Here is a 22,708-nt window from a genome sequence, read left to right on the forward strand (position 1 = left end):
CCGGGGCTCCTGCCGCCCGGCAGACATCGCCCGGGTGGCCTGTCGCCCGGACGACATCGTCCGGATTTCCCAGTGCCCGGGTAGGTTCCGGTGCCGGAAACGTCCACTACTCTGCCGTCATGTCCAATACGGGGGACCAGAACAATCCCTTCTCCGTGCCGCAGCCTCCTCCCGGCTACGGCCCGACGCCCGCCCAGCAGAACCCCTACGCCCGGCCGATCCCGCAGGGCACGCCGCCGGGAGCACCGCCCGCGGCACCACGGGGACCGGGCGGCTACGGCTACCCGGGCCACCCGGCGGCCGGCAGCCCTGGCATGCCGGGTGCGGCAGGCGCACCAGGTGTGCTGGGTGCACCAGGTGTGCTGGGTGTGCCGCGCACGGTGTACGGGGCGCCGAGCGGCGGCACCCCTGGTGGGGCGGCCCGGCGGGGCGTCTCCGGCTGGCTGTGGGCCCTCGGTGGCGCGGTGGCCGCCACCGCGATCGGGACCTCCGTGATGTTCGCCACCGGAGCCTTCTCCTCGGCGCCCGACCCCGAACTCAAGGGCTACGCGTTCCGGGACGACCTGTGCGCCGCAACCTCCCTGACCCCCTTCGAGAACGCCCACTACAAGGCGAAGCCGAACACGGGCGGCAGCACCGGCTCGGGGTCCGGGTCGGGGTCGGGTTCTTCGGGTCCGTCGTCCCCGCCCAACCCGCAGCACAGCGGCTCGCGGATGAACTCCATGGACTCGATGTGGTGCAACATCTCCCTCACCCCGGAGACCACCGGCACCAACGACTACTCCTCGACCTGGGTCTACAACTCCGTCACCCTGCACAAGAAGGCCGACCCGGGCCCGGAATTCGCCGATACCTACCGCTCGTACGAGAAGCAGCAGACCTCGATCTCGTACAAGGTCGAGCCCGTCAGCGGCATCGGTGACGAGGCGTACCTCGTGACCCGCAGCGACACCCCCGGCAGCAACAACAGCACGTATGTGATCCTCGCCGTCCGCGACGGCTGGATGACGTACCAGTCGACGTGGTCCAGCTACACGCCGAGCAGCGGCAACGGGAAGCCGCCGAGCTCCGCCGAGATCGCCACAATGCTGGAATCCAGCGCGAAGGAGACCTTCAAGCGGTTGCGGGGGTGATCCGCGGTTCCCGGAGCGTGAGGTGCGATTCCCGGGCACCGGTTGCCGGTTGCCGGTTGCCGGTTGCCGGTTGCCGGTTGCCGGTTGCCCAGCGTCTCGGCCGCCTACCGCGAGCGGGCCGCCCGCGCGATCGTCACCACGGCCTTCTCCAGGGCGTACTCCGGGTCGTCCCCGCCGCCCTTCACCCCCGCGTCGGCCTCGGCCACCGCGCGCAGCGCCGTGGCCACGCCGTCCGCCGACCAACCGCGCATCTGCTGCCGGACCCGGTCGATCTTCCAGGGCGGCATGCCCAGCTCGCGGGCGAGGTCGCCGGGGCGGGCGCCACGCGGGGCGGAGGCGAGCTTGCCGATGGCCCGGACGCCCTGCGCCAGTGCACTGGTGATCATGACGGGGGCGACCCCGGTCGCGATCGCCCAGCGCAGCGCCTCCAGCGCCTCGGCGGCCCGGCCCTCGACCGCCCGGTCGGCAACGGTGAAGCTCGACGCCTCCGCCCGGCCGGTGTAGTAGCGCGCGACCACGGCGTCGTCGATCGTGCCCTCGATGTCGGCGGCCAACTGCGCGCACGCCGACGCCAGCTCGCGCAGATCGCTGCCGATGGCGTCCACCAGTGCCTGGCAGGCTTCCGGCGTCGCCGAGCGGCCGGACGCCCGGAACTCACCGCGCACAAAGGCGAGCCGGTCGGCCGGCTTGGTCATCTTGGGGCAGGCCACCTCGCGCGCGGCCGCCTTGCGCGCCGCGTCCAGCAGCCCCTTGCCCTTGGCGCCGCCGGCGTGCAGCAGCACCAGGGTGATCTCCTCGGCGGGCGAGCCGAGATACGCCTTGACGTCCTTGATGGTGTCCGCGGACAGGTCCTGGGAGGCGCGCACCACCACGACCTTGCGCTCGGAAAAGAGCGAGGGGCTGGTCAACTCGGCGAGGGTGCCGGGCTGGAGCTGATCGGGGGTGAGGTCACGCACATCGGTGTCCGCGTCGGCCGCCCGGGCAGCGGCCACCACCTGCTGCACCGCGCGGTCGAGCAGCAGCTCCTCCTGCCCCACCGCGATCGTGACAGGAGCAAGGGGATCGTCGTTAGCTGTCTTCCTGGCCATCGCGTCCCAGCATCCCACGCCCCACCGACAACCCCCTCCGCGCGCGGGCCCGACCGCCCGCCAGGCCCCTACGTCCGCGCCCGCTCGATACGTCCGCGCCCGCTCGATCCCGAGCTGATCCCGGCCTGAGCCCGCCGGCCGGCGTTCGGGGCGGGGCAGGGGGCGCGGCCCGTCCCGTGGTGCCCCGTACCCCGGTGCCCCGCCTGGCGCCGCTGCCCGACAATGGAGCGGTGAACGACACCCGCCACCAGCGCCACGTACTCGTCCTCCCCGACCGCGACGCCGCCGAGGAGGTGGCCGAGGCCCTGACCGAACGCTTCGGCGTCGCCGAGGAACCCCAGGTCGTACGGGACGCCCTGGCCGGCGAGGACGACGCCGAGGACGCGCAGTGGCTCGTCGTTGTCGAGGACCCCGACGCCGCCTACGACGCCGCCCGCCTGGACGCCCTCGCCGCCGCGTACGAGGGCTGGCGCGAGGCCGAGTAACCCCACCCCGGGCAGAGAGCCACCGAGGAACGGTCAGCTCCTCCCCCGCCTCCCCGCTCGCTAGCTCACGAGGACCGGTTCCCGTTCCAGCTCGATGCCGAAGTGGGTGCGGTACGCCGGGAGGATCTCGGCCGCGTCCAGCACGCGCTCCTCCCGGGCGCCGTCGGCGTCGCTGATCACCAGCGTGCGCCCGGAGAGCGTCACCCGACCGGTCTCCGTGAGCTGCGAGCAGACCAGCGACCTCCTGAACAGCGATTTCGGCGACGTACGCTGCCACCAGCAACCGGCCTCGAAGTCCCTGAGCTCACACGGGCGTTGTTCCAGGCGGTACTGCGGTTCCCCGTTCCGGTAGACGTCGAGGTCGCCCTGCGGTGTCTCCGCTATCCGGAAGACGCCCCCGGGATTCTCCTGGTCCTCGGCACTGTCCAACCGCAGCGGGTGGTGGCTGTTCCGCCCGAAGCCGACGTCCACGAGCCAGGGACCGGTGGGCAGGTGCACCCGCAGCGCGAGGTGGTCGTACGGAATCCCGAGCCCATCGGGCCCGCACACCCGCGCCGACAGCAACTCGACCTCGTAGCCCAGCGTCCTGAGAAGTGCGGCGAAGGCACCGTTGAGCTCGTAGCAGAACCCACCCCGACGCGCCCCGACGATCTTGTCGAGCAGCGGCTGCTCCTCCAGCACGATCTCCTCTCCCAGATGGATGGCGAGGTTCTCGAACGGCACGGCCCGCAGATGACTCAGCTGCAGCGCACACAACGCTTCGGCGTCGGGCGCGGCCGGCCGGACAGTGGCTATCCGGCGGAGATAGGCATCGGCGGTGACAACGTCCATGAGGTGTGCGTCCTCTCCATTCCCTCTGTCATGTCGCGCGGCTCCCCACGCGCAGCGTGGCTCTCGGCGCCGCTCTCATCCCAGCGTGCCGTACGTGTCTTCGCATTCGTACGGATCTCCGTGTACCGCACGATCCGTCCCGTGTGTCGCACGGCCGGACGATGCCGCCCGACTCCTGGCCGTCGCTCCGGCCGCCGCCCCGGCCTGTGGGCCGTGTCGCCGACCGTCTCCTGGACCGGCGCCCGCCGACCACCGCGGACAGCCTGCCGGGGGTGCCGACGACCGCGATGGCGCCATCGATGTCGGTACGCAGCACCCGCGTGCCCCCGGCCCGCAGCGCCGCGACGGTACGAGGAGCGGGGTGCCCGTAAGGGTTTCCGGCGCCGCACGAGATGAGGGCCAGACGCGGCATCAGCCGCCGCATCAACTCGGGGTCCTGATAGGCGGAGCCGTGGTGCGCCACCTTGAGGACGTCGACGGCGGCCAGCTCCGGGTGGGCGGCCAACAGCGCCTGTTGCGCGGGGGGTTCAAGATCTCCGAGCAGCAGGACCGTCAGCCCGCCCGTCCGTACGAGCACGGCGACGCTGGCGTCGTTGGGCCCGGAGAACCCGTCGTCACCGGCCGACGGCAGCCACGGGGATGCGCCCGGCCACAACACCTCCCAGGCGAGGGGACCCAGGTGGCGCCGCTCGCCCGGGGCCGCGCGGAGCACGGGGACCCCGGCCCCGGCCGCCGCCTCCCGCACGAACTTCACCTGTCCGTAGGGCTCTTGCAACGTCGTGGTCTCGATCGCGCCGACCGAACGGCCGCGCAGCACCCCGGGCAGGCCGTCCACATGGTCGGCGTGGAAGTGCGTCAGGATGAGGAGCGGGATCCGGTGGATGCCCAGCCCGGTCAGGCAGTGGTCGATGGCGCGGGGCTCGGGCCCGGCGTCCACCACCAGCGCGGTGCCGTCGCCGGCCGCCAGCACCAGTCCGTCCCCTTGCCCGACATCGCAGGCCACCACCCGCCAGTCCGGCGGCGGCCAACCTGTCAGCACGCGGGTCAGCGGCGCGGGGCGGCACACCGCAAGCACCAGGGCCAGCGCGGACAGCGCGCACAACCAGCGTCGGCGCAGCACCCGGCGGCCGACCGCCAGCAGCACCACTGTGGTGACGGCGAGCATCAGCCCGCCCACCCAGCCGCCGGGCCAGCCGACCTCCGCGCCCGGCAGCTCCGCCCCCGTGCGGGCAACGGCGGCGATCCACTCGGCCGGCCAACCCGCGCACCACGCCAACGCCTTGGCGACCGGCAGGGCGACCGGCGCGGCGGCGAGCGCCGCGAAGCCCAGGATCGTCGCGGGTGCCACGGCCAGCTCGGCGAGCAGATTGCAGGGCACGCCGACCAGCCCCACCCGCGCCGCGAGCACCGCGATGACGGGTGCGCAGACCGCCTGGGCGGCGGCCGCGGCGGCGACCACCTCGGCGAGCCGGGGCGGCACCCGGCGGCGCTGGAGGGCCGCGCTCCAGCGGGGCGCGAGCAGCAGCAGCGCGCCGGTCGCCAGGACGGAGAGCAGAAAGCCGTAACGCCGGGCGAGCCAGGGGTCGTAGAGGACCAGCAGCAGGACGGCGGCGGCGAGCGCGGGGAGCAGCGAGCGGCGACGGCCGGTGCCGATGGCGAGCAGGGTGATCAGACCGCAGGCGGCGGCCCGCAGCACGCTCGGGTCAGGGCGGCACACGACGACGAAGCCGAGGGCGAGTGCTCCGCCGACCAGGGCGGTACCGCGCAGCGAGAGCCCCAGGCGCCGGGCCAGTCCGCGGCGTTCGGCCCGGGCGGCGAGGTGGGGCGGGCCGATCAGCAGGGCGAGCACGATGGTCAGGTTGCTGCCGGAGACGGCGAGCAGGTGCGTCAGGTCGGTGGTGCTGAAGGCGTCATCGAGATCGGGCGGCACCCGTGACACATCGCCGACGACGAGTCCGGGCAGCAGCGCGCGGGCATCCGGAGTCAGTCCGTCGGTCGCCCGGCGCAGCCCGTTGCGCAGGCTCCCGGCCAGCCGTTGCAGGGCGGACGGCGGCGCCACCTCGTTGGGCGGCCCGTCGGCGGTGACCCGCAGTACCGCGGCCGTCCGGTCCGCCGCCGCCAGCGGCGGTGCGGCCCGCGCCACCACCCGGATCCGGGTCGACGGCAGCAACCTGCGCCACTCCGGTGACGGCGATGGCGGCTCACCCGCAGCCTTCCCGTGCTTCGCGGCGCGCTGCTGCACGACGGCCAGCACGGGGGTACGGGCGGTGGTGACCCGCCCGTCCGGCGTCGCGATGCGAACGGCCTCGGCGGTGAACACCAGCGCCGACGGCATCCTCTGCGAGCCGTGCACCTTGGGGCGGGTCACCCGCGGATCGTCGGTCACCTCCAGCTCCGCGGTGAGCCGTGCGTACCGGTGGGCCCATGTGGGCAGCGGCCCGCGCCGCACGTCCGCGGCGTGCAGCGCGGCGGACGCGGCCCCCGCCGCGGCGCAGAGCAGGACCGCCGCCAGCGCCACGAGCGCCCCCGGGGACCGGCCGGGTGCAGAGTCGTGTCCCCGGGCGGACCGGCCGCCCTTCGCCCGGGCCCGCCACAGCGCGAGTGCCGCGAGCGCCACGGCCATGGCGCAGCCCGCCGCCACCATGCCGCCCGGTGCGCCCAGGGCAACCGCTGCCGCCGCCCACGCCGCCCCCGCGGGGCCGACGAGTCGCAGGTCGGCGGGGCCGTCCTGAGGCGCGTCTGCCCTGCCGTACGACGGGTCGGCCAGGCCGGCAGGGTTCTCGTCCTCCGGAGTCGGCGTCATGGCGTCACCAGGGGGCGCAGGTCGGCCAGGCGGCGCTCACCGATGCCGGCCACCTGTCGGAGCTGGTCCACCGAGGTGAACCCGCCGTGCCGGGTGCGGAATTCGATGATGTGGCGGGCCAGGACCGGCCCCACTCCGGGCAGGGCATCGAGCTGCTGCTCCGTCGCCGAGCTGAGGCTCACCGGCCCACTCGTCAGCCCCGACGTCCCGCTCCCGGCACCGCCTCCGCCACCCGTCGCCCCACCGGCCCCGGGCTGTCCGCCCGCGCCCGCGCCGCCCGTGGCGCCGGCGCCCTCCGCAGCGACCAGGATCTGTTCGCCGTCGGTCAGCAGCCGCGCCCGATTCAGCCCCCGGAGATCCGCTCCGCGCAACACCCCGCCCGCGGCCTGCAGCGCATCCATCACCCGGGAGCCCGCCGGCAACCGGTGCACCCCGGGTCGGTGGACCTTCCCCGCGACATCCACGACCAGCATCCGGCCCGCCCCGGCCGGCGGCCCACCCGTCGCCGGACCGCTGGAGGAGGAGTGCGCCGACGACCACGGCGGAGCCGGCGAGCGGGCGCCGGGGCCCGGCGCCGGAACCGTACGCTCGACATCCGGCGCACGCACCGGCTCCGGGCGCCCCGCCCAGAAGTGCTGGACCGCGAAGCCCACGGCCACCACGAGCACCAGGGCCAGCGCGCTCAGCGCCTTCGGGGTCGTACCGCACCGTAACTGCACCCAGAGCGGCAGCCGTTCATGCACCGCCGACCACCAGCGTTCCTGCCGGCGGGCACCCGGCGGGTCGTGCTCCCGGGGCGGCGGCGCACGGTGCCCGTACGACGGTTTCGCCCCCGCGTCGGGCGGACGGCGACCACCGCCGGGACCCCTCGCCCCCGGACCCGTACGCCCCTCGGCGCTCCCGTCCTCCCTACCGCCGCTGCTCCTCGTACCGACGCCCCGTACCGCCTCGGCGCCATGCCCCTCCTGGTCGGCGCCGAAGATCGCCGCGGCTCGGGCCCGCGTCCGTTCGCGTTTCCACTCCCGCACGCGGTCCCGTTCTCGCCGCCCCCAGCGCGCGGTCGGCACAGCGGAGGTCGAGGAAGCAGGGGGCGCAGCGGGCGGGAGGGACGGTCCGGCCGGTGACTCCGGCGCGGAAACGGAGACCGATACTGACGTCGCATCCGGCAAGGAAGCCGTTCGATAAGTGCTCATAGCCCTCGACGGTAGGCACCTCGCGCGGATCCCGCCGATCTGCGTCATATCCCGTGGATATCCGCGGAGTTGTGGATAACTCCGTCACCCACACGGGCCTCCGGAACCCAGATCCGTCACCGCCGCAACAGCCGTCACACAGGGGTCGGAAAGGTGTCGCCCCCACGGCCGCCACCTGCCGCACCACGGCTCACCGCGGCTCATGGCAGTCCACCGCGCTTCACCGCGGCGAGACCACGACCCCCAGCAGCCCCGGCCCCGTGTGCGCGCCGATCACCGCGCCGACCTCGCTGACGTGCAGCTCGTTCAACCCCGGCACCCGTTCCCGGAGGCGTTCGGCCAGCGCGTCTGCCCGCTCCGCCGCCGCGAGATGGTGGACCGCGATGTCGACCTGGCCCTCCCCCGCCCGCTCCGCGGCGATCTCTTCCAGGCGTGCGATGGCCTTGGAGGCCGTGCGGACCTTCTCCAGCAGTTCGATGCGCCCGTCGTCGAGTTGGAGGATCGGCTTGACCGCGAGCGCGGAGCCGAGCAGCGCCTGCGCGGCGCCGATCCGGCCGCCGCGCCGCAGATAGTCGAGGGTGTCGACGTAGAAGTAGGCGGCGGTGCCCGAGGCGCGCTTCTCCGCGGCGGCCACCGCGTCGTCCATGTCCCCGCCGGCCTCCACCGCCTCCGCGGCGGCGAGGGCGCAGAACCCGAGGGCCATCGCCACCATCCCGGTGTCCACGACCCGTACCGGTACCGGGGCCTCCTTGGCCGCCAGCACCGCCGCGTCGTAGGTGCCGGAGAACTCCGACGAGAGGTGGAGGGAAACGACGCCGCTCGCCCCGGCCTCCGCGATGGCCCGATAGGTGTCCGCGAACACGGCGGGGCTCGGCCGTGAGGTGGTCACGGGCCGGCGCTTCTGGAGCGCCTGGGCGACCGATCTCGCGGAGACCTCGGTGCCCTCTTCCAGGGCCTGGTCCCCCAGGACGACGGTCAGCGGTACGGCCGTGATGTGGTGGCGGGCGACAGCCGCCCGCGGCAGGTAGGCCGTGGAATCGGTGACGATCGCGACATGGCGGGACATGACTGGGAGGTTAGTCGGGGACGCGGGCGCCCGACAGTGCGGGCCCCTCCCCAAGATTTTCCAGGTTGTACCAAGGCACTGCCAAGTCCGCCCAGGTCACGGCCTGTCGGGAAGGGGAAAGAGTCGAAACGGAATGATCGCACAGCAGTTGGCTGATCGAATGGGCGCTGCGCGGGGGCCGGGAATGCCGCAGCCCGGGGGCTTGAGCTGCCGCACCACATGGACCGAGACGGCCGGACCGCAAGGACCGAAGCTGCCGCGCCACGCCCAGTCACCGGCCGAGGAGCCCATCGCCCCACGACCCCACCAGCCACCGAGCAGTCGCCCCGCCCTCCCCCAGGGAAGGCGAACCAGCACCTACCCTGCTATCCCGCCACCGCCGCCCTTCCCCCAACGGGACGGCTCCCGTCGCGGGCTCTTCTCCCACGGATACGTCGGCCGGGTGTGGGGATCCTGCGCGGTGATCGCAGGCGCCTCGTCCTCCACCGGACCCCGGGAATGCCCCTTCCCGCCCGCGCCCGAACCGGCCCCGGGTTCCCCGGCCGCGCCCGCCGCGCCCGCCGCCCCCGTCTGCTCCCGCTCGTGCTCCCGGCCCACCGGGGCGTCCGTCCAGTGCCGCAAGGCCCCCGCCTCCACGTCGATCTGGTCGCTCAGGGCGGCCAGATCGTCTTCGGCGAACTTGCGGGCCCGGTCGCGGGCGGCCCAGCGCAGCGACTCGGCGGAGTGCGTGATCCGCGCCAGCCGCTCCCGGAGCTCGGGGAGGCGGTCCGCGATGCTGGCCTTGCTGGGCTCGCTCTCCAGGCGGCGGAGGTCGTCGTCCAGCTCCCGGCCGTGCGCGCTGAGGCGTTCGAAGAGCCGGACCGCCTCGTCGAGCGAGGCGTCGTCGCAGGAGCCGGTCCGCAGGACCTCCTGGGTGGCCCGCATGGACGTGCGCAGCGAGAGCCGCAGTTGGGCCAGTTCGCCGACGACTCCGGGCTGGGTGAACTGCCGGGCCCGCAGGGTGGTGTCCTCGACCGTCCGTCGGGCCTGGGCGACCTTGCGGTCGACCCCGCGCTTGGCTGCCTGGACCGCCCTGACCGTGAGGAACACCCCGGCGACGACGAACAGCACGAAGAGCAACCCGAAGATGGCGACCGCGACTTCCATGGGCACTCCCCTGAGGTGTCGGCGGCGCCGGTTCTGTGCCGGCGCCCGTACCTCCACGGTAAACGCGTCGGGCAGGCCAGGGGTTCCAAACGAACCCCCAACCTGCCCGTAGGGGAAACCACCTATACGCGCGCGGGACACCGCTCCCGCCCACCGATCCGACCCGCAAAAGGCCAGTTCAGAGGCGGTTGCAGTGTGTTCCTGCGGTCAGGGCCGCGGCCGGGTGGGGGCTGCGCAGAGCACCCCTCACCCGGCCGGCCGGGCGCTTCCTGATCACGCCGGGACGATGTTCACCAGCTTCGGTGCCCGGACGATCACCTTCCGGACGCCCGCGCCGCCCAGCGCCGCGACCACCGCCGGCTCGGCCAGCGCGGCCGCCTCCAGGTCCGCGTCGGAGATCGACGGCGCGACCTCCAGGCGGGCCTTGACCTTGCCCTTGATCTGGACGACGCAGGTCACCGCCTCGTCCACGACGTAGGCGGGATCGGCCACCGGGAAGTCCGCGTGGACGATCGTGTCGGTGTGGCCCAGCTTGCGCCACAGCTCCTCGGCGATGTGCGGTGCCAGCGGGGCGATCAGCAGCACCAGCTGCTCCGCGACGGTCCGCGACACGGCGCCGCCGGCCTTGGTCAGGTGGTTGTTCAGCTCGGTGATCTTGGCGATGGCGGTGTTGAAGCGCAGGTTCGCCATGTCCTGGGTGACACCGTCGATCGCCTTGTGCAGCGCCCGCAGGGTGGCCTCGTCCGGCTCGGCGTCGACGACGGTGACCTCGCCGGTCGCCTCGTCCACCACGTTGCGCCACAGCCGCTGCAGCAGGCGGTACTGGCCGACGACGGCCCGGGTATCCCAGGGCCGGGAGACGTCCAGCGGGCCCATCGCCATCTCGTACAGGCGCAGGGTGTCCGCGCCGTACTCGACGCAGATCTCGTCCGGCGTGACGGCGTTCTTCAGGGACTTGCCCATCTTGCCCAGCAGCCGGGAGACCTTGCCGCCCTCGTAGTAGAAGACGCCGCCGTCGTGCTCCTCGACCTCCGCCGCCGGGACGGCGATGCCGCGGGTGTCCCGGTAGACGTACGCCTGGATCATGCCCTGGTTGTACAGCTTGTGGAACGGCTCGGCGGAGGAGACGTGCCCCAGGTCGTGCAGCACCTTGGACCAGAAGCGGGCGTACAGCAGGTGCAGCACCGCGTGCTCGGCGCCGCCCACGTACAGGTCGACGCCACCGTGCGGCTGGCCCTCGCGCGGGCCCATCCAGTACTGCTCGACGGTCGGGTCGACCAGCGCGTCGCCGTTGTTCGGGTCCAGGTAGCGCAGCTCGTACCAGCACGAACCGGCCCAGTTGGGCATGGTGTTGGTCTCGCGCCGGTAGCGCCGCACCCCGCGGCCGTCGCCCAGGTCCAGCTCGACGTTGACCCAGTCCTCGTTGCGGGACAGCGGGGTCTCGGGCTGGGTGTCGGCGTCGTCCGCGTCGAAGGTGCGCGGCGAGTAGTCGTCGACCTCGGGCAGCTCCAGCGGCAGCATCGACTCGGGCAGCGAGTGCGCCACACCGTCCTCGTCGTAGACGATCGGGAACGGCTCGCCCCAGTAGCGCTGGCGGCTGAACAGCCAGTCGCGCAGCCGGTAGTTGACGGTACCCTCGCCGATGCCGTTGGCGGTCAGCCACTCGGTGATCTTCGCCTTGGCCTCGGTGACGCCCAGGCCGTCCAGCGAGATGGTGTCGTCGGCCGAGTTGACCAGCTTCGCTTCGTACGAGGCGAACGCGTCGTCCCAGGTGGTGGTGTCGGTGCCGCGGCCGTCGCTCGGCTCGACGACGCAGCGCATGGGCAGCTCGAAGGCGCGGGCGAAGGCGAAGTCGCGGGTGTCGTGGGCCGGGACCGCCATGATCGCGCCGGTGCCGTAGCCCATCAGGACGTAGTCGGCGATGAAGACCGGGATCCGCTCGCCGCTGACCGGGTTGGTGGCGTACACGCCGGTGAAGACGCCGGTCTTGTCCTTGGCCTCGGCCTGCCGCTCGACGTCCGACTTGGCGGCGGCCTGCTTGCGGTAGGCGGCGACGGCCTCGGCGGGGGTGGCGTGCCCGCCGGTCCACACGTCGTGGGTGCCCTCGGGCCAGGCGTCGGGAACGATCGAGCCGGTGCCGTTGTCGGAGCCGGCGATCAGCGGGTGCTCGGGGGCCAGGACCATGTAGGTCGCGCCGAACAGGGTGTCCTGGCGGGTGGTGAAGACCGTGATCCGGTCGGAGTCGCCGACCGGGAAGTCGACGCGGGCGCCCTCGGAGCGGCCGATCCAGTTGCGCTGCTGCAGCTTGATGGCCTCGGGCCAGTCCAGCGCGTCCAGGTCGCGCAGCAGGCGGTCCGCGTAGGCCGTGATGCGCATGTTCCACTGGCGCAGCTTGGCCTTGAAGACCGGGTAGTTCCCGCGCTCGGAACGGCCCTCGGCGGTGACCTCCTCGTTGGCCAGCACCGTGCCCAGTCCGGGGCACCAGTTGACCGGGGCGTCCGAGGCGTACGCCAGGCGGTACTCGCCCAGGACGTCGGCCCGCTCGGTGCCGGACAGCTCGGCCCAGGGCCGGCCGTCGGGGGTGGGCCGGGTGCCGGCCTCGAACTGGGCGACCAGGGTGTCGATCGGCCGCGCCTTGTCGGCCTCCGGGTCGTACCAGGAGTTGAAGATCTGCAGGAAGATCCACTGGGTCCACTTGTAGTACGCCGGGTCGATCGTCTCGATCGACCGGCGCTGGTCGTGCCCCAGGCCCAGGCGGCGCAGCTGGCGCCGCATGTTGACGATGTTGGCCTCGGTGGAGACCCGCGGGTGGGTGCCGGTCTGCACGGCGTACTGCTCGGCGGGCAGGCCGAAGGCGTCGAAGCCCAGGGTGTGCAGGACGTTGTGGCCCGTCATGCGGTGGTAGCGGGCGTAGACGTCGGTGGCGATGAAGCCCAGGGGGTGGCCGACGTGCAGTCCCGCACCCGAGGGGTAGGGGAACATGTCCATGACGAACTTCTTGGGGCGGGCCACCGCCTCAGGGTCGCCGCCCAGATCCCCGTTCGGGTTCGGGGCCTCGTAGGTCCCCTCCGCCTCCCAGAAGTCCTGCCAGCGTGCCTCGACGTCTGCGGCCAGCGCGGCCGTATAGCGGTGCGGCGCTGCCACCTCAGCAGCGGTAGTCGTCTCGCTCATCGTCCTCAAAGCTCCATCGATCGTCTCTGCCTGCGGCTGCTGCGGACACGGTTTCTGCGGAAACAAAAATGCCCCTCACTCAGGAGGGGAAGCCGCGCCGATACCGACCCGGGCGACCACAGCGAAGGGCCCGGTCGGGACTGATCAGCGCGGCCCGCTAAGCAGAAGGCGTACGGCACACATGGCGCCAGGGTACCGCAGGGCACACAGGGCCCGCGCCCGGGATTCGCCCCGGGCGCGGGCCCTGCCCCGTTGTCCCCGTCCCCCCGTCGGCGCGCCCATGAGGTCACGGGGCGGCGGAGGAGCGGGGGCGGGGCCCCTGCGTCAGGGACGGTAGGAGCTCACGTATCCGGCGCCCGGGCTGCCGACGCCGGTGACGTCGTCATAGCCGACGGTGGCCTGCAGGGAGCTGTCCTTGCCGAGGCTGCGCAGCGAGGTGATGGTGCCCTTGGCCGCGTCGACGCCGTTGGCGAAGTCGACCCGGACGACCGCCAGGTCGCGGCCGGCACCCAGCGGGTGGTCGGTCACGTCGTGGTAGGCGGCGGTGCCGTAGCGCTGGTAGATGGCCGGGTTGGCGAAGCCGATGGCGACGCCGTGCCGGGCCTGCTGGGCCAGCGCCTGGACGCCCGCGATCACCGGCGCGGCCAGGGAGGTGCCGCCGATGCGGTACTCGTCGTAGCCGAGCTTGCCGTTGGGCAGCGTCTGGGTCTGGCCGACCAGGAAGCCGGTGTTGGGGTCGGCGACCGCCGAAATGTCCGGAACGGTGCGCATGGCGTTGCCGCCGTTGGCCTTGGCCAGCGCGTCCGGGACGACTCCGCGCTGGTAGAAGGGCTGCGCGACGGCCTTGCTGGTGCCGCCGCCCGCGCCACCGTTGAAGGCGCCGGGGAAGTCGGTCCAGTCGTTGCCGTCCTTGGAGAGCACCGCCTTCTGGGTGCCCCAGCCGGTCTCCCACAGGTAGCCGTTGCCCTTGCCGACGGCCAGGGAGGTGCCGCCGACCGCGGTCACCCATGCGGAGTTCGCGGGGGTGTCGACCTGCTTGGTGCCGGTGTTGGCGACCTCGTCACCGTTGTCGCCGGAGGAGAAGTAGAAGCCGATACCCTCGACCGCGCCGCGCTGGAAGAGCTGGTCGTAGGCGGCGGCCACGTCCGGGGTCTCGTTGGCCTCGACGTCGCCCCAGGAGTTGGAGACGATGTCGGCCAGGTGCCCGTCCACGACCTTGCCGAGCGAGTCCATCAGGTCGTCGTCGTTGCAGGAGGCGGCGCCGACGTAGACGATGCCCGCGTCGGGGGCGACCGCGTGCACGGCCTCGACGTCGAGGGTCTCCTCTCCGTACCAGCCGGCCGCCTTGCAGTCGTCGATGTGCGTGTAGCCCTTCGGCAGGACCTGCGACAGCTGACCCTTGCGGTAGCGGGGGTCGCCGTTGCGGGCGGCGTAGGTGTCCGCGTCCTTGGCGATGGTCGGCGAGGCGTAGGCGTCGGTGATCGCGACGGTGACGCCCTTGCCGGTCCACTTCTTCGCCTCGTAGGCGGCGCGCAGCTGCTTGCCGGTGTAGCCCTTGATCGCGTACGGCGCCTTGCCCCCGTAGGCCGACGGCAGGCTCTCGTTGGTCCGCGACCCGTAGTACGTGGAGAACGGCCCGGAGTTGCGGAAGACGGGGGACGGCGGCGGCAGTTCGGCGGAGTGGTGCCGGGCCAGCCGGGGCGCGTTGTCCAGGCCGGTGACCGTCAGGACCGCGTCGGAGACGGACGCGGGCGCGGAGGCGGTGGCCGACGGCGCGTGGTACGTGTGGCCGTTCTTGCGGTAGTTGTGCAGGTCGGTGGCGAAGGCCCGCTCGGCGGCGGCCGCCTCGCCGGTGACCGTGACATAGCGGTCGGTGGTGCCGGTGACCGTCAGGCCGGACTTCTTCAGCCAGGCGGTCACCCTGGCTATCTGGTCCTGGGTGGCACCGTAGCGGGCGCTCACCTGGGCCGGGCTCAGGTACTTCCCGTACGCGGCGGAGTGCGGGTCGGCGACGGCCTTGGCGTAGTCCGCGAGGCCCTTGGCGTCCCGGCCGGCCAGGTAGACCCGGGCGTTGACCGCGGTGGAACCGGCGGTGGAGCCCTGGTCAGCCTGCTCGGTGGCCCACCGCGGCTTGGTGCCCTGCAGTGCGTGCCGGCCCCCGTCGTGGCCCGCGGCGTCGGCGGCCGGTGCACCGAGCGCGAGCGCTCCGGCGACCAGCGGCAGTGCCGCTGCCCAGGCCAGACCCGCGCGGGCGCGCAGTGATCTGGTGCGGCTTGCTCTCATGTAACCCCCTGCTGTGGCGATGCGGTGCGCTGCGTGGTGACGCCGCGCCGGTGCGCCGGTGCGCGACACCTCATCAGCGGTGAATGCGTCGGATGTGACGCTCACGCGATTCGCCACTCTTTCGGTGAACCGTTCATGTCAGGGTTATGCGATCACCAAGAAGAGCCCAAGGAACCACAAGGAACGAACGGAATCAGTCACGAGGAGCGCACTCAACTCGCCACATCAGACAGGTTGTTGACCGAATATCAGGGCAACCCAGGAAGATCCGCGTACTGCGGACCTGCCGCCTCAGAATGCACAACAGAGCGGGCCGCCCTTGACGGACGGCCCGCTCTGCATTCTGTGGAGCTAAGGAGAATTGAACTCCTGACCTCCTGCATGCCATGCAGGCGCTCTACCAACTGAGCTATAGCCCCAGGTTTTGTCTCCGCCGCGGTTTCCTTCCGGCTCCCCGCTGCGGCATCGCCTACATTACACGGACCCCCCGGCCTTCTGCCAAATCGCCCGCCCGCCACCCGGCCACCGCCCCTGGACGAAGCCCTTCGGGCCGCGGTGCCCCCGCGGGCCCTCCGGCGAGGCCCAAGGTACTGTCGGCGAACCGTGCCCGATTCGTCCCTTGGGAGCCGTACGCCGTGACCGCGCTGGATCCACACCGGCCCACCGAGCCCCGCGGCCCACGCCCCGGCGCGGGCGTGATCCGCCGCCACCCGGTGTGCGCAGCGGCGCTGACCTGCCTGGTCTCCTTCACCGCCTTCTGGATCGCACAGCGGCTGGCGCACGTCTCGATGGTGGACCTGATGGTCTACCGCGCCGAGGGCGAGACCGCCCGCGCCGGCAAGGACCTCTACGACATGGTGGCCACCTCCGCGCGGCTGCCCAACACCTATCCCCCCTTCGCCGCGCTGCTGTTCGTCCCGCTCACCTTCTTCGGCGTCCCGGTGATGCGCACCCTGGCCACGGCCGGGAACCTCGTCCTGCTCGTCGCCGTCATCCACCTCTCCCTCCGCCTGGTCGGCCGGCCCCGGCGGATGCCCCCGCTCGCCGCGACGCTGGCGCTCTCCGCCCTGCTGGTGTGGTGCGAGCCGGTCTGGACGACGCTGCGCTACGGCCAGATCAACCTCCTGCTCGCCGTGCTGGTGCTGTGGGACCTGACCCGCCGGGACACCAACCGCTGGGCCGGTATCGGCATCGGCATCGCGGCCGGCATCAAGCTGACCCCGGCACTGTTCGCCGTCTTCCTCGCGCTGGCCGGCGCGGTCCACGCCGTCCGACGGCTGCGCTCCGGCGCCGGCTGGCGCGCCGCCTGGAACCCCTGGCTCCGGCAGGCCGCCGTCGCCACCGGCACGTTCGGCGCCACAGCCCTCCTCTCCGCGATCGTGCTGCCGCGCGACTCGCACCGCTTCTGGACCGAGATCGTGTTCGCCGCCGACCGGGTCGGCGAGGTGGAGATCACCGCGAACCAGTCGCTGCGCGGCGTCCTGGCCCGGCTGCTGCACACCCACGACCCCGGCACCGCCTGGCTCGTCCTGGCCACCGTGGCGGCCGCCGCCGGGCTGGCGCTGGCCGCCGCGGCACTGCTGCGCGGCGAGCGCGCCTGGGCCACCCTGACCTGCGCGGCCACCGCCCTGCTGATCAGCCCGATCTCCTGGTCGCACCACTGGGTGTGGAGCGTCCCGATGCTGATCCTGCTGGGCTCCGAGGCGCTGCGGCACTCCGGGGCCGTGGCCCGCCGCTGGTGGACGGTGACCGGGGTGGTGGGGCTGCTGTTCTGCTCGTTCGCGCTGTGGTGGGTGCCACACCGCTGGCACCAGCACGAGGAACTGCACCAGAACGCCGGGCAGATGCTGCTCTCCGCGGTCTATCCGCTGGCCGGGCTCACGCTGCTGGTGCTGACCGCGGCCCGACTCCGGCGACCGGCCGGGGCCACCGCGATATCCCAGCCCGAGCCGGACTCCGCGTCCACGGCCTAGGGTCTGTCCGACGGGTCAGGGTCCCCGCCCGATCCCTCCGGGCCGCACCGCCCGTGGTCGTCACCGTCGTCACCCCGTGGCCCTCCCCGTGGTCGCTCGCGCGTCGCCGACCGTCGTCATGTCCGCCCCCGTCGCGCCGCCGCCCCCGGCGTGCTGTCGCGGACCCGCCGCCGGCCGTTCCGGCAGCGGTTCCGAGGCGTGAACGCCCCGCCGTTCCGCGGGAGTTCCGGATCACCGGAAACGATCGAAAGTGCTCGCAATCGCCCAACACGGCTCGAAAGATGACCGCTTGGTGAGATTCGGGACCGCCCCGGTCTCACCCGGGGGCGCCCAACTCAGGCCGTGGCGAAGGAATAGAACCGTTTCAGCGTGCAGTGCTCGTCGAGCAGTCGGCCGTAGATCGGCTCCCCCTCAAGCTCGCGGTAGGTCTCGATGGGGTCGCCCTTTATGACCAGGGCGCGCGCGCATTCCTCGCACCAGTACTGGTAGTCGGCGTTGACCGGTTCCATGTCGCGGACGATCGGCGTGCCGCTGCCGCACCAGTCGCACTTCCTGCTGTGGGCGCCCATCCATCAGCTCCAACTGTGGCCGCAGGCCGTACAGACGAAGGAAACACCGCCGCTGTCGCCCAGCACCTGCGCGACATGGGAGGAACCGCACGAAGGGCACTGGAAAGCCACGCCCCCGGTTGCGCACGCGGCGGGCGGGCCGAGCAGGTCGTCGACCTCCCCATGGATGCACGTGGGCATCGCGATCTCTCCTCCCCTGGCGGCGCCGTCCGATTCTGCCACGGACCGACCACCAGGTCAGGTCCGCCCACGGAGCAGCCCGGCCACCCCACCGGGCGCCGCCGCGCCGGCCGGCGCGAGAACACTCCCCCGCGGCACTCTTGACACCCCGCCCGCGTCTTCCGCCGCCCGACAATCGGGGAAGGACATCCCGAAAGGCGAGCTTGCCGACGGGACCGCCCACGGCCCCAACCCCCCGACCGGCAGCACCAGTCCGGGCACGCCCACGCCTGCTCCGCGGCGTTCTCCCCACCCGCGCCCGCGCGCTCGCCCGCAGCCCGACTCCGCCCGCGACGCCCTTGTGGCGGCCGTTCGCGAGGCCCCATGTCGCGGCCCGCCCCGCGACCACGACGGGGAGTTCCCGATGCCGGCAGCCCAACTCCGCGGCGCCCACGGGCGGCACCGCACGTCGACGGGCCCGCCACAGAGTCCCCGATCGCCCGGCCGGCGCGGGCCGGCGCGGAGTGCGCGCGCCCGCGGGCGGCCGGCCCCTCCTCGACTGCCCACCCATCCGCGGCCCGCCTCCGGGACCGCGCGGAGTCGGGACGGCAGTGTGCGGGCGAAGGCGGGGGCGGCAGGGCCGGGCGCGAAGAGCCGCGCATGCCCGTGGGGTGACGTACCCCACAGTCCCGTGGGTGGCGGGGGACTTCCGGCGTGACGCCACACCACGCGCCGGTGAGAGCGGGCCGGGGCACCGCATCCGGCCCAACGCGAAGATCCCCACCTCTTGAGGGAGGTGGGGATCTTCCGGGCTGTGGAGCTAAGGAGAATTGAACTCCTGACCTCCTGCATGCCATGCAGGCGCTCTACCAACTGAGCTATAGCCCCGGGTCTTGTTCCGTTCCCCCGAGGTTTCCCCCGGCGGCGCCGCGAACAAGATGAACTTTAGCCTGCGACCTGCCCAGATGTGAAATCCGGTCCGATCGCCCCCGTGCCGGGGGGGCTCAGTCGTCGTCACCGAGCACCGGCTCCGGCAGGGTGCCGGCGTTGTGCTCCAGCAGTCGCCAGCCGCGTGCGCCCTCTCCCAGCACGGACCAGCAGCAGTTCGACAGACCGCCCAGGCCCTCCCAGTGGTGGGCCTCCAGTCCGAGCAGCCGCCCGATGGTGGTGCGGATGGTGCCGCCGTGGCTGACGACGACCAGGGTGCCGTCGTCGGGCAGCTTGTCGGCGTGGTGCAGGACGACCGGGGCGGCCCGGTCGGCGACCTCGGTCTCCAGTTCGCCGCCACCGCGGCGCACCGGCTCACCGCGCTTCCACGCGGTGTACTCCTCGCCGTACCGGGCGAGGATCTCGTCGTGCGTCAGGCCCTGCCAGGCGCCCGCGTAGGTCTCCCGCAGCGCGGCGTCGTGGGAGACGTCCAGTCGCGTCAGAGCGGCCAGCTCGGCCGCTGTCGTCCTGGCCCGGCGCAGGTCGGACGCGATGATGGCGTCCGGCCGCAGCGCGGCCAGCAGACGGGCGGCCCGGCGGGCCTGGGCGAGACCGGTCTCGGTCAGCTCGATGTCGGTCGAGCCCTGGAAGCGGCGCTCAAGATTCCAGGCCGTCTGGCCGTGCCGCCACAGGACGACACGGCGGCCCCGACCACCCTTGCTGCCGTTCAGCGCAGGTCTCCGTCCGCGTCGCCTCCGGTGGTCCGGGCGTGCTCCGCGGCCTTGCCGCGGGTGGCCTTGGCCTCCTCGGGGAGGTCGATCTCCGGGCAGTCCTTCCACAGGCGCTCCAGGGCGTAGAACACCCGCTCCTCGCTGTGCTGGACGTGGACGACGATGTCGACGTAGTCGAGGAGCACCCAGCGGGCCTCGCGGTCGCCCTCGCGCCGGACCGGCTTGGCGCCGAGGTCCTTGTTGAGGCGTTCCTCGATCTCGTCGACGATCGCCTTGACCTGGCGGTCGCTGGGCGCGGAGGCCAGCAGGAAGGCGTCGGTGATCGAGAGGACGTCGCTGACGTCGTACGCGATGATGTCGTGCGCGAGCTTGTCGGCCGCCGCCAGGGCGGCGGCGTTGATGAGCTCGATGGAGCGGTCCGTGGCGGTCACAAGCGGCTTTCCGGGTCGAGGGGGCCGCTCCGGCCGAGACGCAGGACGCGCGGCACAGCCGTGGCGCACCAGCAGTCCTGGGCAGCCGGATCGGCGGTCAGGTACCCCTCAAGGGTCTCACGGACCGCCGACACTCCCGGCGGGGATTTCCACCCCACCGGGAGGTACCGGCATCCTGCCTGGTCAGACCCACGGTCCGCCGTCCGGTCAGCCCTTGTAGTCCTGACCCAGGACCACCGCGATGTCGGCGTTGGCGGCGACCTTCCCCTGCTGGACGGCGCTCGCCGGCAGGCCCAGCGTCTTGGCGACCTCGGCGGCCTTGGCCCGCTGCGCGGCGTCCGCGTACGTCACCTGGGAGGCGGTCGCGGTGCCGCCGCTGCCGCCGTCGACGAAGGTGTAGCCGCCGTTGAGCAGCGCGACCTGGGCCTTGCCGGTGGCGGCCTTGTCGCCGGTGCCGTTGCGGACCGCGACCCGGGGGGTCGCGCCCGGGTCGGTCTTCTTGACCGTACCGCCCAGGATGTCCTTCACGACGCCGGCCGCGGTGCTCTGGCCGATCGTCCCGTCGGCCTGCACCGGCAGCACCTGGGTGTTGTACTTGTCGGTCTTCGCCAGCTCGGCCCGCTGTGCCAGCGAGCTGCCGAGCTGGGCCTCGGTGAGCGGCGGGTCGAGGATCTGGAGCAGCGCCTTCACGGTGGCGGTGGCGCCGTCCGCGTCGCTGGAGACCTTCTTCAAGGTGGCCTGCATGACCTGCCCGAACCGCTCCAACTGCTTGGTCTGGGTGTCCCCCGGGCCCTGATAGGTGGCGTAGGCGACGGCCGCCTGCCCGTTGAGGAGCTGGCCGGCGCCCTGTTTGACCGCCGGGGCGCCGTTCTTGCCACCGGGGACGGAGGTGTCGGTGTCGACGGTGATCCCGCCGACCGTCTCGACGAGGTTCTCCAAGTAGGGCGTGTCCAGCCGCCAGCTGGCCTTCAGGTCGGCGCCCAGGAGGGTGTTGAGGGACTCCCGGGTCGCGTCGGTGCCGTCGTCCTTGACGGACTTGCCGAGCGTCGTGGTCGTGCCGTCGTCCTTGGTGACGATGAGGCTGTTGGGCAGGAGGAGGGTGGTGCCCTTGTGGGTGGTCTCGTTGTCCACCAGGAGGGCGGTGGAGCTGTTGCCTGTCTTGGTGTCCCGCAGGTTCACCACCAGGACGTCGCGCTTCTGCCCGCCGGCCTCGGCCGCGGCGCCGCCGGCCCCGCCGGACAGGCCCGGCAGCTTCCCCGCCCACCACAGGTAGCCGACGCCACCGGCCACCAGGAGGGCCAGCACGACCGACAGTGCGATCAACCGGCTGCGGCCGCGCCGCTTGGCCTCCTCGCGCCGCTCGGTGCGGCTCTCGGTGAACTTCAGCCAGTCGATGACGTCTTCGGATTCCTCGTCGGGATCCTCGATGAACGCGAACTGCTCGGTGTGGTAGTTCTCGGCCGGCCCGCCCGTGGGGCCCGCCGCGCCGTTGGCCCCGGCGGGCGCGGGCGGCTCCTCGGTGGCGGCCGACGGCGCCGCACCGGTCCGCCCCTGGGGTGCCTGCTCGTACTGCGGCTGCCCGGGGTGCGGCTGCTGCTGCCCGTGGGGGTCCTGCTCGTACGGCGGCTGCTGGGCCTGCTGCGGGATCCAGTCCGCCTGGTGGGGCTGCTGCTGGGGCTGGGCGTACGGGTCGTACTGCTGCGGGTAGCCGGTCTGCTGCTGGACCTGCTGGCGGCCGTAGGCGTCGTAGTACTCCGACTGCCCCTGGTACGCCTGCGGGGCCGGCGGTGCCTGGCCGCCCTGCGCCCCGTATGCGTCATAGGGGTCGTAGGGGGACTGCGTGCCCGGCTGCCCGTAGGAGTCGTACTGCTGCTGCCCGTACGGTTGCTGCGCTTCGTACTGCTGCGGCGCTTCCTGGTGCACCGGTCGGCCGTACGCGTCGTAGGTGTAGCCCTGCCCCGGCTGCCCGTGCTGCTGGGCGTACGGGTCCTGGGCATATGGGTCCTGCGGCCCGTACGGATCGTGTCGGTCGCTCACCGGTGCCCCTTTCCGTCTGCCCCGTCAGCGGTCGTCGCGGTACAGCTGCTTTTTGTCGATGTAGCGCACCACACCGTCCGGTACGAGGTACCAGACCGGATCCCCCTGGGCGACGCGCGCCCGGCAGTCGGTCGAGGAGATGGCCAGCGCGGGCACCTCGACCAGGGACACCGCTCCCTCGGGCAGCCCGGGGTCCGCGAGGACGTGGCCGGGCCGGGTCACCCCGATGAAGTGGGCCAATGAGACCAGCTCCGCCGCGTCGTGCCAGGTCAGGATCTGGCTGAGGGCGTCGGCGCCGGTGATGAAGAACAGATCCGCGTCACAGTGCTGTGCGCGCAGATCACGCAGCGTGTCTATGGTGTACGTCTTGCCGCCGCGGTCGATGTCGATCCGACTGACGGAGAACTGCGGGTTCGACGCGGTCGCGATGACCGTCATCAGATAGCGGTCCTCGGCCGGTGACACCAGCTTGTGGCTCTTCTGCCACGGGTGCCCGGTGGGCACAAAAACGACCTCGTCGAGGTGGAACTGGCTGGCCACCTCGCTGGCGGCGACCAGGTGTCCGTGATGGATCGGGTCGAATGTGCCGCCCATCACGCCCAGCCGCCGCTTCACGGGCCCTGTGTGCTCTCCCATGCGTGCAGACCCTACTTGGCGGGACGCAGTGCCGGGGGCCGGGTCC

16 protein-coding genes and 2 tRNA genes are annotated in these 22,708 nt (G+C 72.6%); 3 read left to right on the forward strand and 15 right to left on the reverse strand.

Annotated features, from left to right (window positions below; translation table 11 throughout):
- The first annotated feature begins 119 nt into the window (after positions 1-119).
- Positions 120-1,133 carry a hypothetical protein gene (locus JNO44_RS16390; RefSeq protein WP_240167560.1) on the forward strand — a complete coding sequence of 338 codons (1,014 nt, stop codon included), beginning with the start codon at positions 120-122 and terminating at the stop codon, positions 1,131-1,133.
- A 104-nt stretch (positions 1,134-1,237) separates the two neighbouring features.
- Here the strand turns inward: JNO44_RS16390 and holA are convergent, their stop codons facing one another.
- Complete coding sequence (gene holA, locus JNO44_RS16395; protein ID WP_205364913.1) at positions 1,238-2,221, reverse strand: DNA polymerase III subunit delta; 984 nt, start codon at positions 2,219-2,221, stop codon at positions 1,238-1,240.
- Positions 2,222-2,451: 230 nt separating this feature from the next.
- On the opposite strand from holA, the gene JNO44_RS16400 reads away from it, so the two are divergent.
- Positions 2,452-2,706: a hypothetical protein gene (locus JNO44_RS16400; protein ID WP_205364916.1), complete on the forward strand. Its 255-nt coding sequence runs from the start codon at positions 2,452-2,454 to the stop codon at positions 2,704-2,706.
- Positions 2,707-2,766: 60 nt separating this feature from the next.
- Here the strand turns inward: JNO44_RS16400 and JNO44_RS16405 are convergent, their stop codons facing one another.
- The 8 genes from JNO44_RS16405 to JNO44_RS16440 form a co-directional block, all read right to left on the reverse strand.
- Complete coding sequence (locus JNO44_RS16405; RefSeq protein WP_073442216.1) at positions 2,767-3,537, reverse strand: arylamine N-acetyltransferase family protein; 771 nt, start codon at positions 3,535-3,537, stop codon at positions 2,767-2,769.
- A 28-nt stretch (positions 3,538-3,565) separates the two neighbouring features.
- Positions 3,566-6,340, reverse strand: coding sequence for a ComEC/Rec2 family competence protein (locus JNO44_RS16410; protein WP_205364926.1), 2,775 nt, complete (start codon positions 6,338-6,340; stop codon positions 3,566-3,568).
- Entirely contained in the window at positions 6,337-7,083 is a 747-nt protein-coding gene (locus JNO44_RS43480; RefSeq protein ID WP_240167561.1) for a ComEA family DNA-binding protein, read from the reverse strand. The genes JNO44_RS16410 and JNO44_RS43480 overlap by 4 nt, the downstream gene beginning before the upstream one ends.
- Positions 7,084-7,753: 670 nt before the next feature.
- Positions 7,754-8,599 (reverse strand): DegV family protein, encoded by an 846-nt coding sequence (locus tag JNO44_RS16420; RefSeq protein WP_205364930.1) that lies wholly within the window; start codon positions 8,597-8,599, stop codon positions 7,754-7,756.
- A gap of 357 nt (positions 8,600-8,956) precedes the next feature.
- Entirely contained in the window at positions 8,957-9,745 is a 789-nt protein-coding gene (locus JNO44_RS16425) for a hypothetical protein (RefSeq protein ID WP_205364931.1), read from the reverse strand.
- A gap of 273 nt (positions 9,746-10,018) precedes the next feature.
- A complete protein-coding gene (locus JNO44_RS16430) occupies positions 10,019-12,916 on the reverse strand; it encodes a leucine--tRNA ligase (RefSeq protein WP_205364932.1) in 2,898 nt (965 codons plus the stop codon).
- Between the two features lie 324 nt (positions 12,917-13,240).
- Positions 13,241-15,199, reverse strand: coding sequence for a S53 family peptidase (locus JNO44_RS16435; RefSeq protein ID WP_205364933.1), 1,959 nt, complete (start codon positions 15,197-15,199; stop codon positions 13,241-13,243).
- A gap of 346 nt (positions 15,200-15,545) precedes the next feature.
- A tRNA-Ala gene (locus tag JNO44_RS16440) sits at positions 15,546-15,618 on the reverse strand.
- 216 nt (positions 15,619-15,834) lie between these two features.
- On the opposite strand from JNO44_RS16440, the gene JNO44_RS16445 reads away from it, so the two are divergent.
- On the forward strand, positions 15,835-17,172 hold the full coding sequence (locus JNO44_RS16445) for a glycosyltransferase 87 family protein (protein WP_205364934.1): 1,338 nt from the start codon (positions 15,835-15,837) through the stop codon (positions 17,170-17,172).
- A gap of 335 nt (positions 17,173-17,507) precedes the next feature.
- Here the strand turns inward: JNO44_RS16445 and JNO44_RS16450 are convergent, their stop codons facing one another.
- The 6 genes from JNO44_RS16450 to nadD all read right to left on the reverse strand — a co-directional run bounded on the left by JNO44_RS16450 (position 17,508) and on the right by nadD (position 22,662).
- The gene (locus JNO44_RS16450) at positions 17,508-17,741 is read right to left on the reverse strand and encodes a hypothetical protein (RefSeq protein WP_018538025.1); all 234 of its coding nucleotides are present in this window, start codon (positions 17,739-17,741) and stop codon (positions 17,508-17,510) included.
- Positions 17,742-18,715: 974 nt separating this feature from the next.
- A tRNA-Ala gene (locus tag JNO44_RS16455) sits at positions 18,716-18,788 on the reverse strand.
- A 116-nt stretch (positions 18,789-18,904) separates the two neighbouring features.
- On the reverse strand, positions 18,905-19,558 hold the full coding sequence (locus tag JNO44_RS16460) for a histidine phosphatase family protein (protein WP_205369915.1): 654 nt from the start codon (positions 19,556-19,558) through the stop codon (positions 18,905-18,907).
- Complete coding sequence (gene rsfS, locus JNO44_RS16465) at positions 19,555-19,989, reverse strand: ribosome silencing factor (protein WP_039636466.1); 435 nt, start codon at positions 19,987-19,989, stop codon at positions 19,555-19,557. The genes JNO44_RS16460 and rsfS overlap by 4 nt, the downstream gene beginning before the upstream one ends.
- A gap of 207 nt (positions 19,990-20,196) precedes the next feature.
- Entirely contained in the window at positions 20,197-22,026 is a 1,830-nt protein-coding gene (locus JNO44_RS16470) for an LCP family protein (protein WP_205364935.1), read from the reverse strand.
- Positions 22,027-22,050: 24 nt separating this feature from the next.
- Entirely contained in the window at positions 22,051-22,662 is a 612-nt protein-coding gene (gene nadD, locus JNO44_RS16475) for a nicotinate-nucleotide adenylyltransferase (protein ID WP_073442223.1), read from the reverse strand.
- Positions 22,663-22,708 lie beyond the last annotated feature (46 nt).

The sequence above is a fragment of the Streptomyces noursei genome, assembly GCF_016917755.1.
GTDB lineage: Bacteria > Actinomycetota > Actinomycetes > Streptomycetales > Streptomycetaceae > Streptomyces > Streptomyces yunnanensis.

What these genes read in the sequence shown, in the direction of transcription:
- JNO44_RS16430 (WP_205364932.1), bottom strand. Translation starts at nt 12,916, where the DNA reads ATGAGCGAGACGACTACCGCTGCTGAGGTGGCAGCGCCGCACCGCTAT.
- JNO44_RS16420 (WP_205364930.1), bottom strand. Translation starts at nt 8,599, where the DNA reads ATGTCCCGCCATGTCGCGATCGTCACCGATTCCACGGCCTACCTGCCG.
- JNO44_RS16390 (WP_240167560.1), top strand. Translation starts at nt 120, where the DNA reads ATGTCCAATACGGGGGACCAGAACAATCCCTTCTCCGTGCCGCAGCCT.
- holA (WP_205364913.1), bottom strand. Translation starts at nt 2,221, where the DNA reads ATGGCCAGGAAGACAGCTAACGACGATCCCCTTGCTCCTGTCACGATC.
- JNO44_RS16405 (WP_073442216.1), bottom strand. Translation starts at nt 3,537, where the DNA reads ATGGACGTTGTCACCGCCGATGCCTATCTCCGCCGGATAGCCACTGTC.
- JNO44_RS16450 (WP_018538025.1), bottom strand. Translation starts at nt 17,741, where the DNA reads ATGGGCGCCCACAGCAGGAAGTGCGACTGGTGCGGCAGCGGCACGCCG.
- JNO44_RS16435 (WP_205364933.1), bottom strand. Translation starts at nt 15,199, where the DNA reads ATGAGAGCAAGCCGCACCAGATCACTGCGCGCCCGCGCGGGTCTGGCC.
- nadD (WP_073442223.1), bottom strand. Translation starts at nt 22,662, where the DNA reads ATGGGAGAGCACACAGGGCCCGTGAAGCGGCGGCTGGGCGTGATGGGC.
- JNO44_RS16425 (WP_205364931.1), bottom strand. Translation starts at nt 9,745, where the DNA reads ATGGAAGTCGCGGTCGCCATCTTCGGGTTGCTCTTCGTGCTGTTCGTC.
- JNO44_RS16410 (WP_205364926.1), bottom strand. Translation starts at nt 6,340, where the DNA reads ATGACGCCGACTCCGGAGGACGAGAACCCTGCCGGCCTGGCCGACCCG.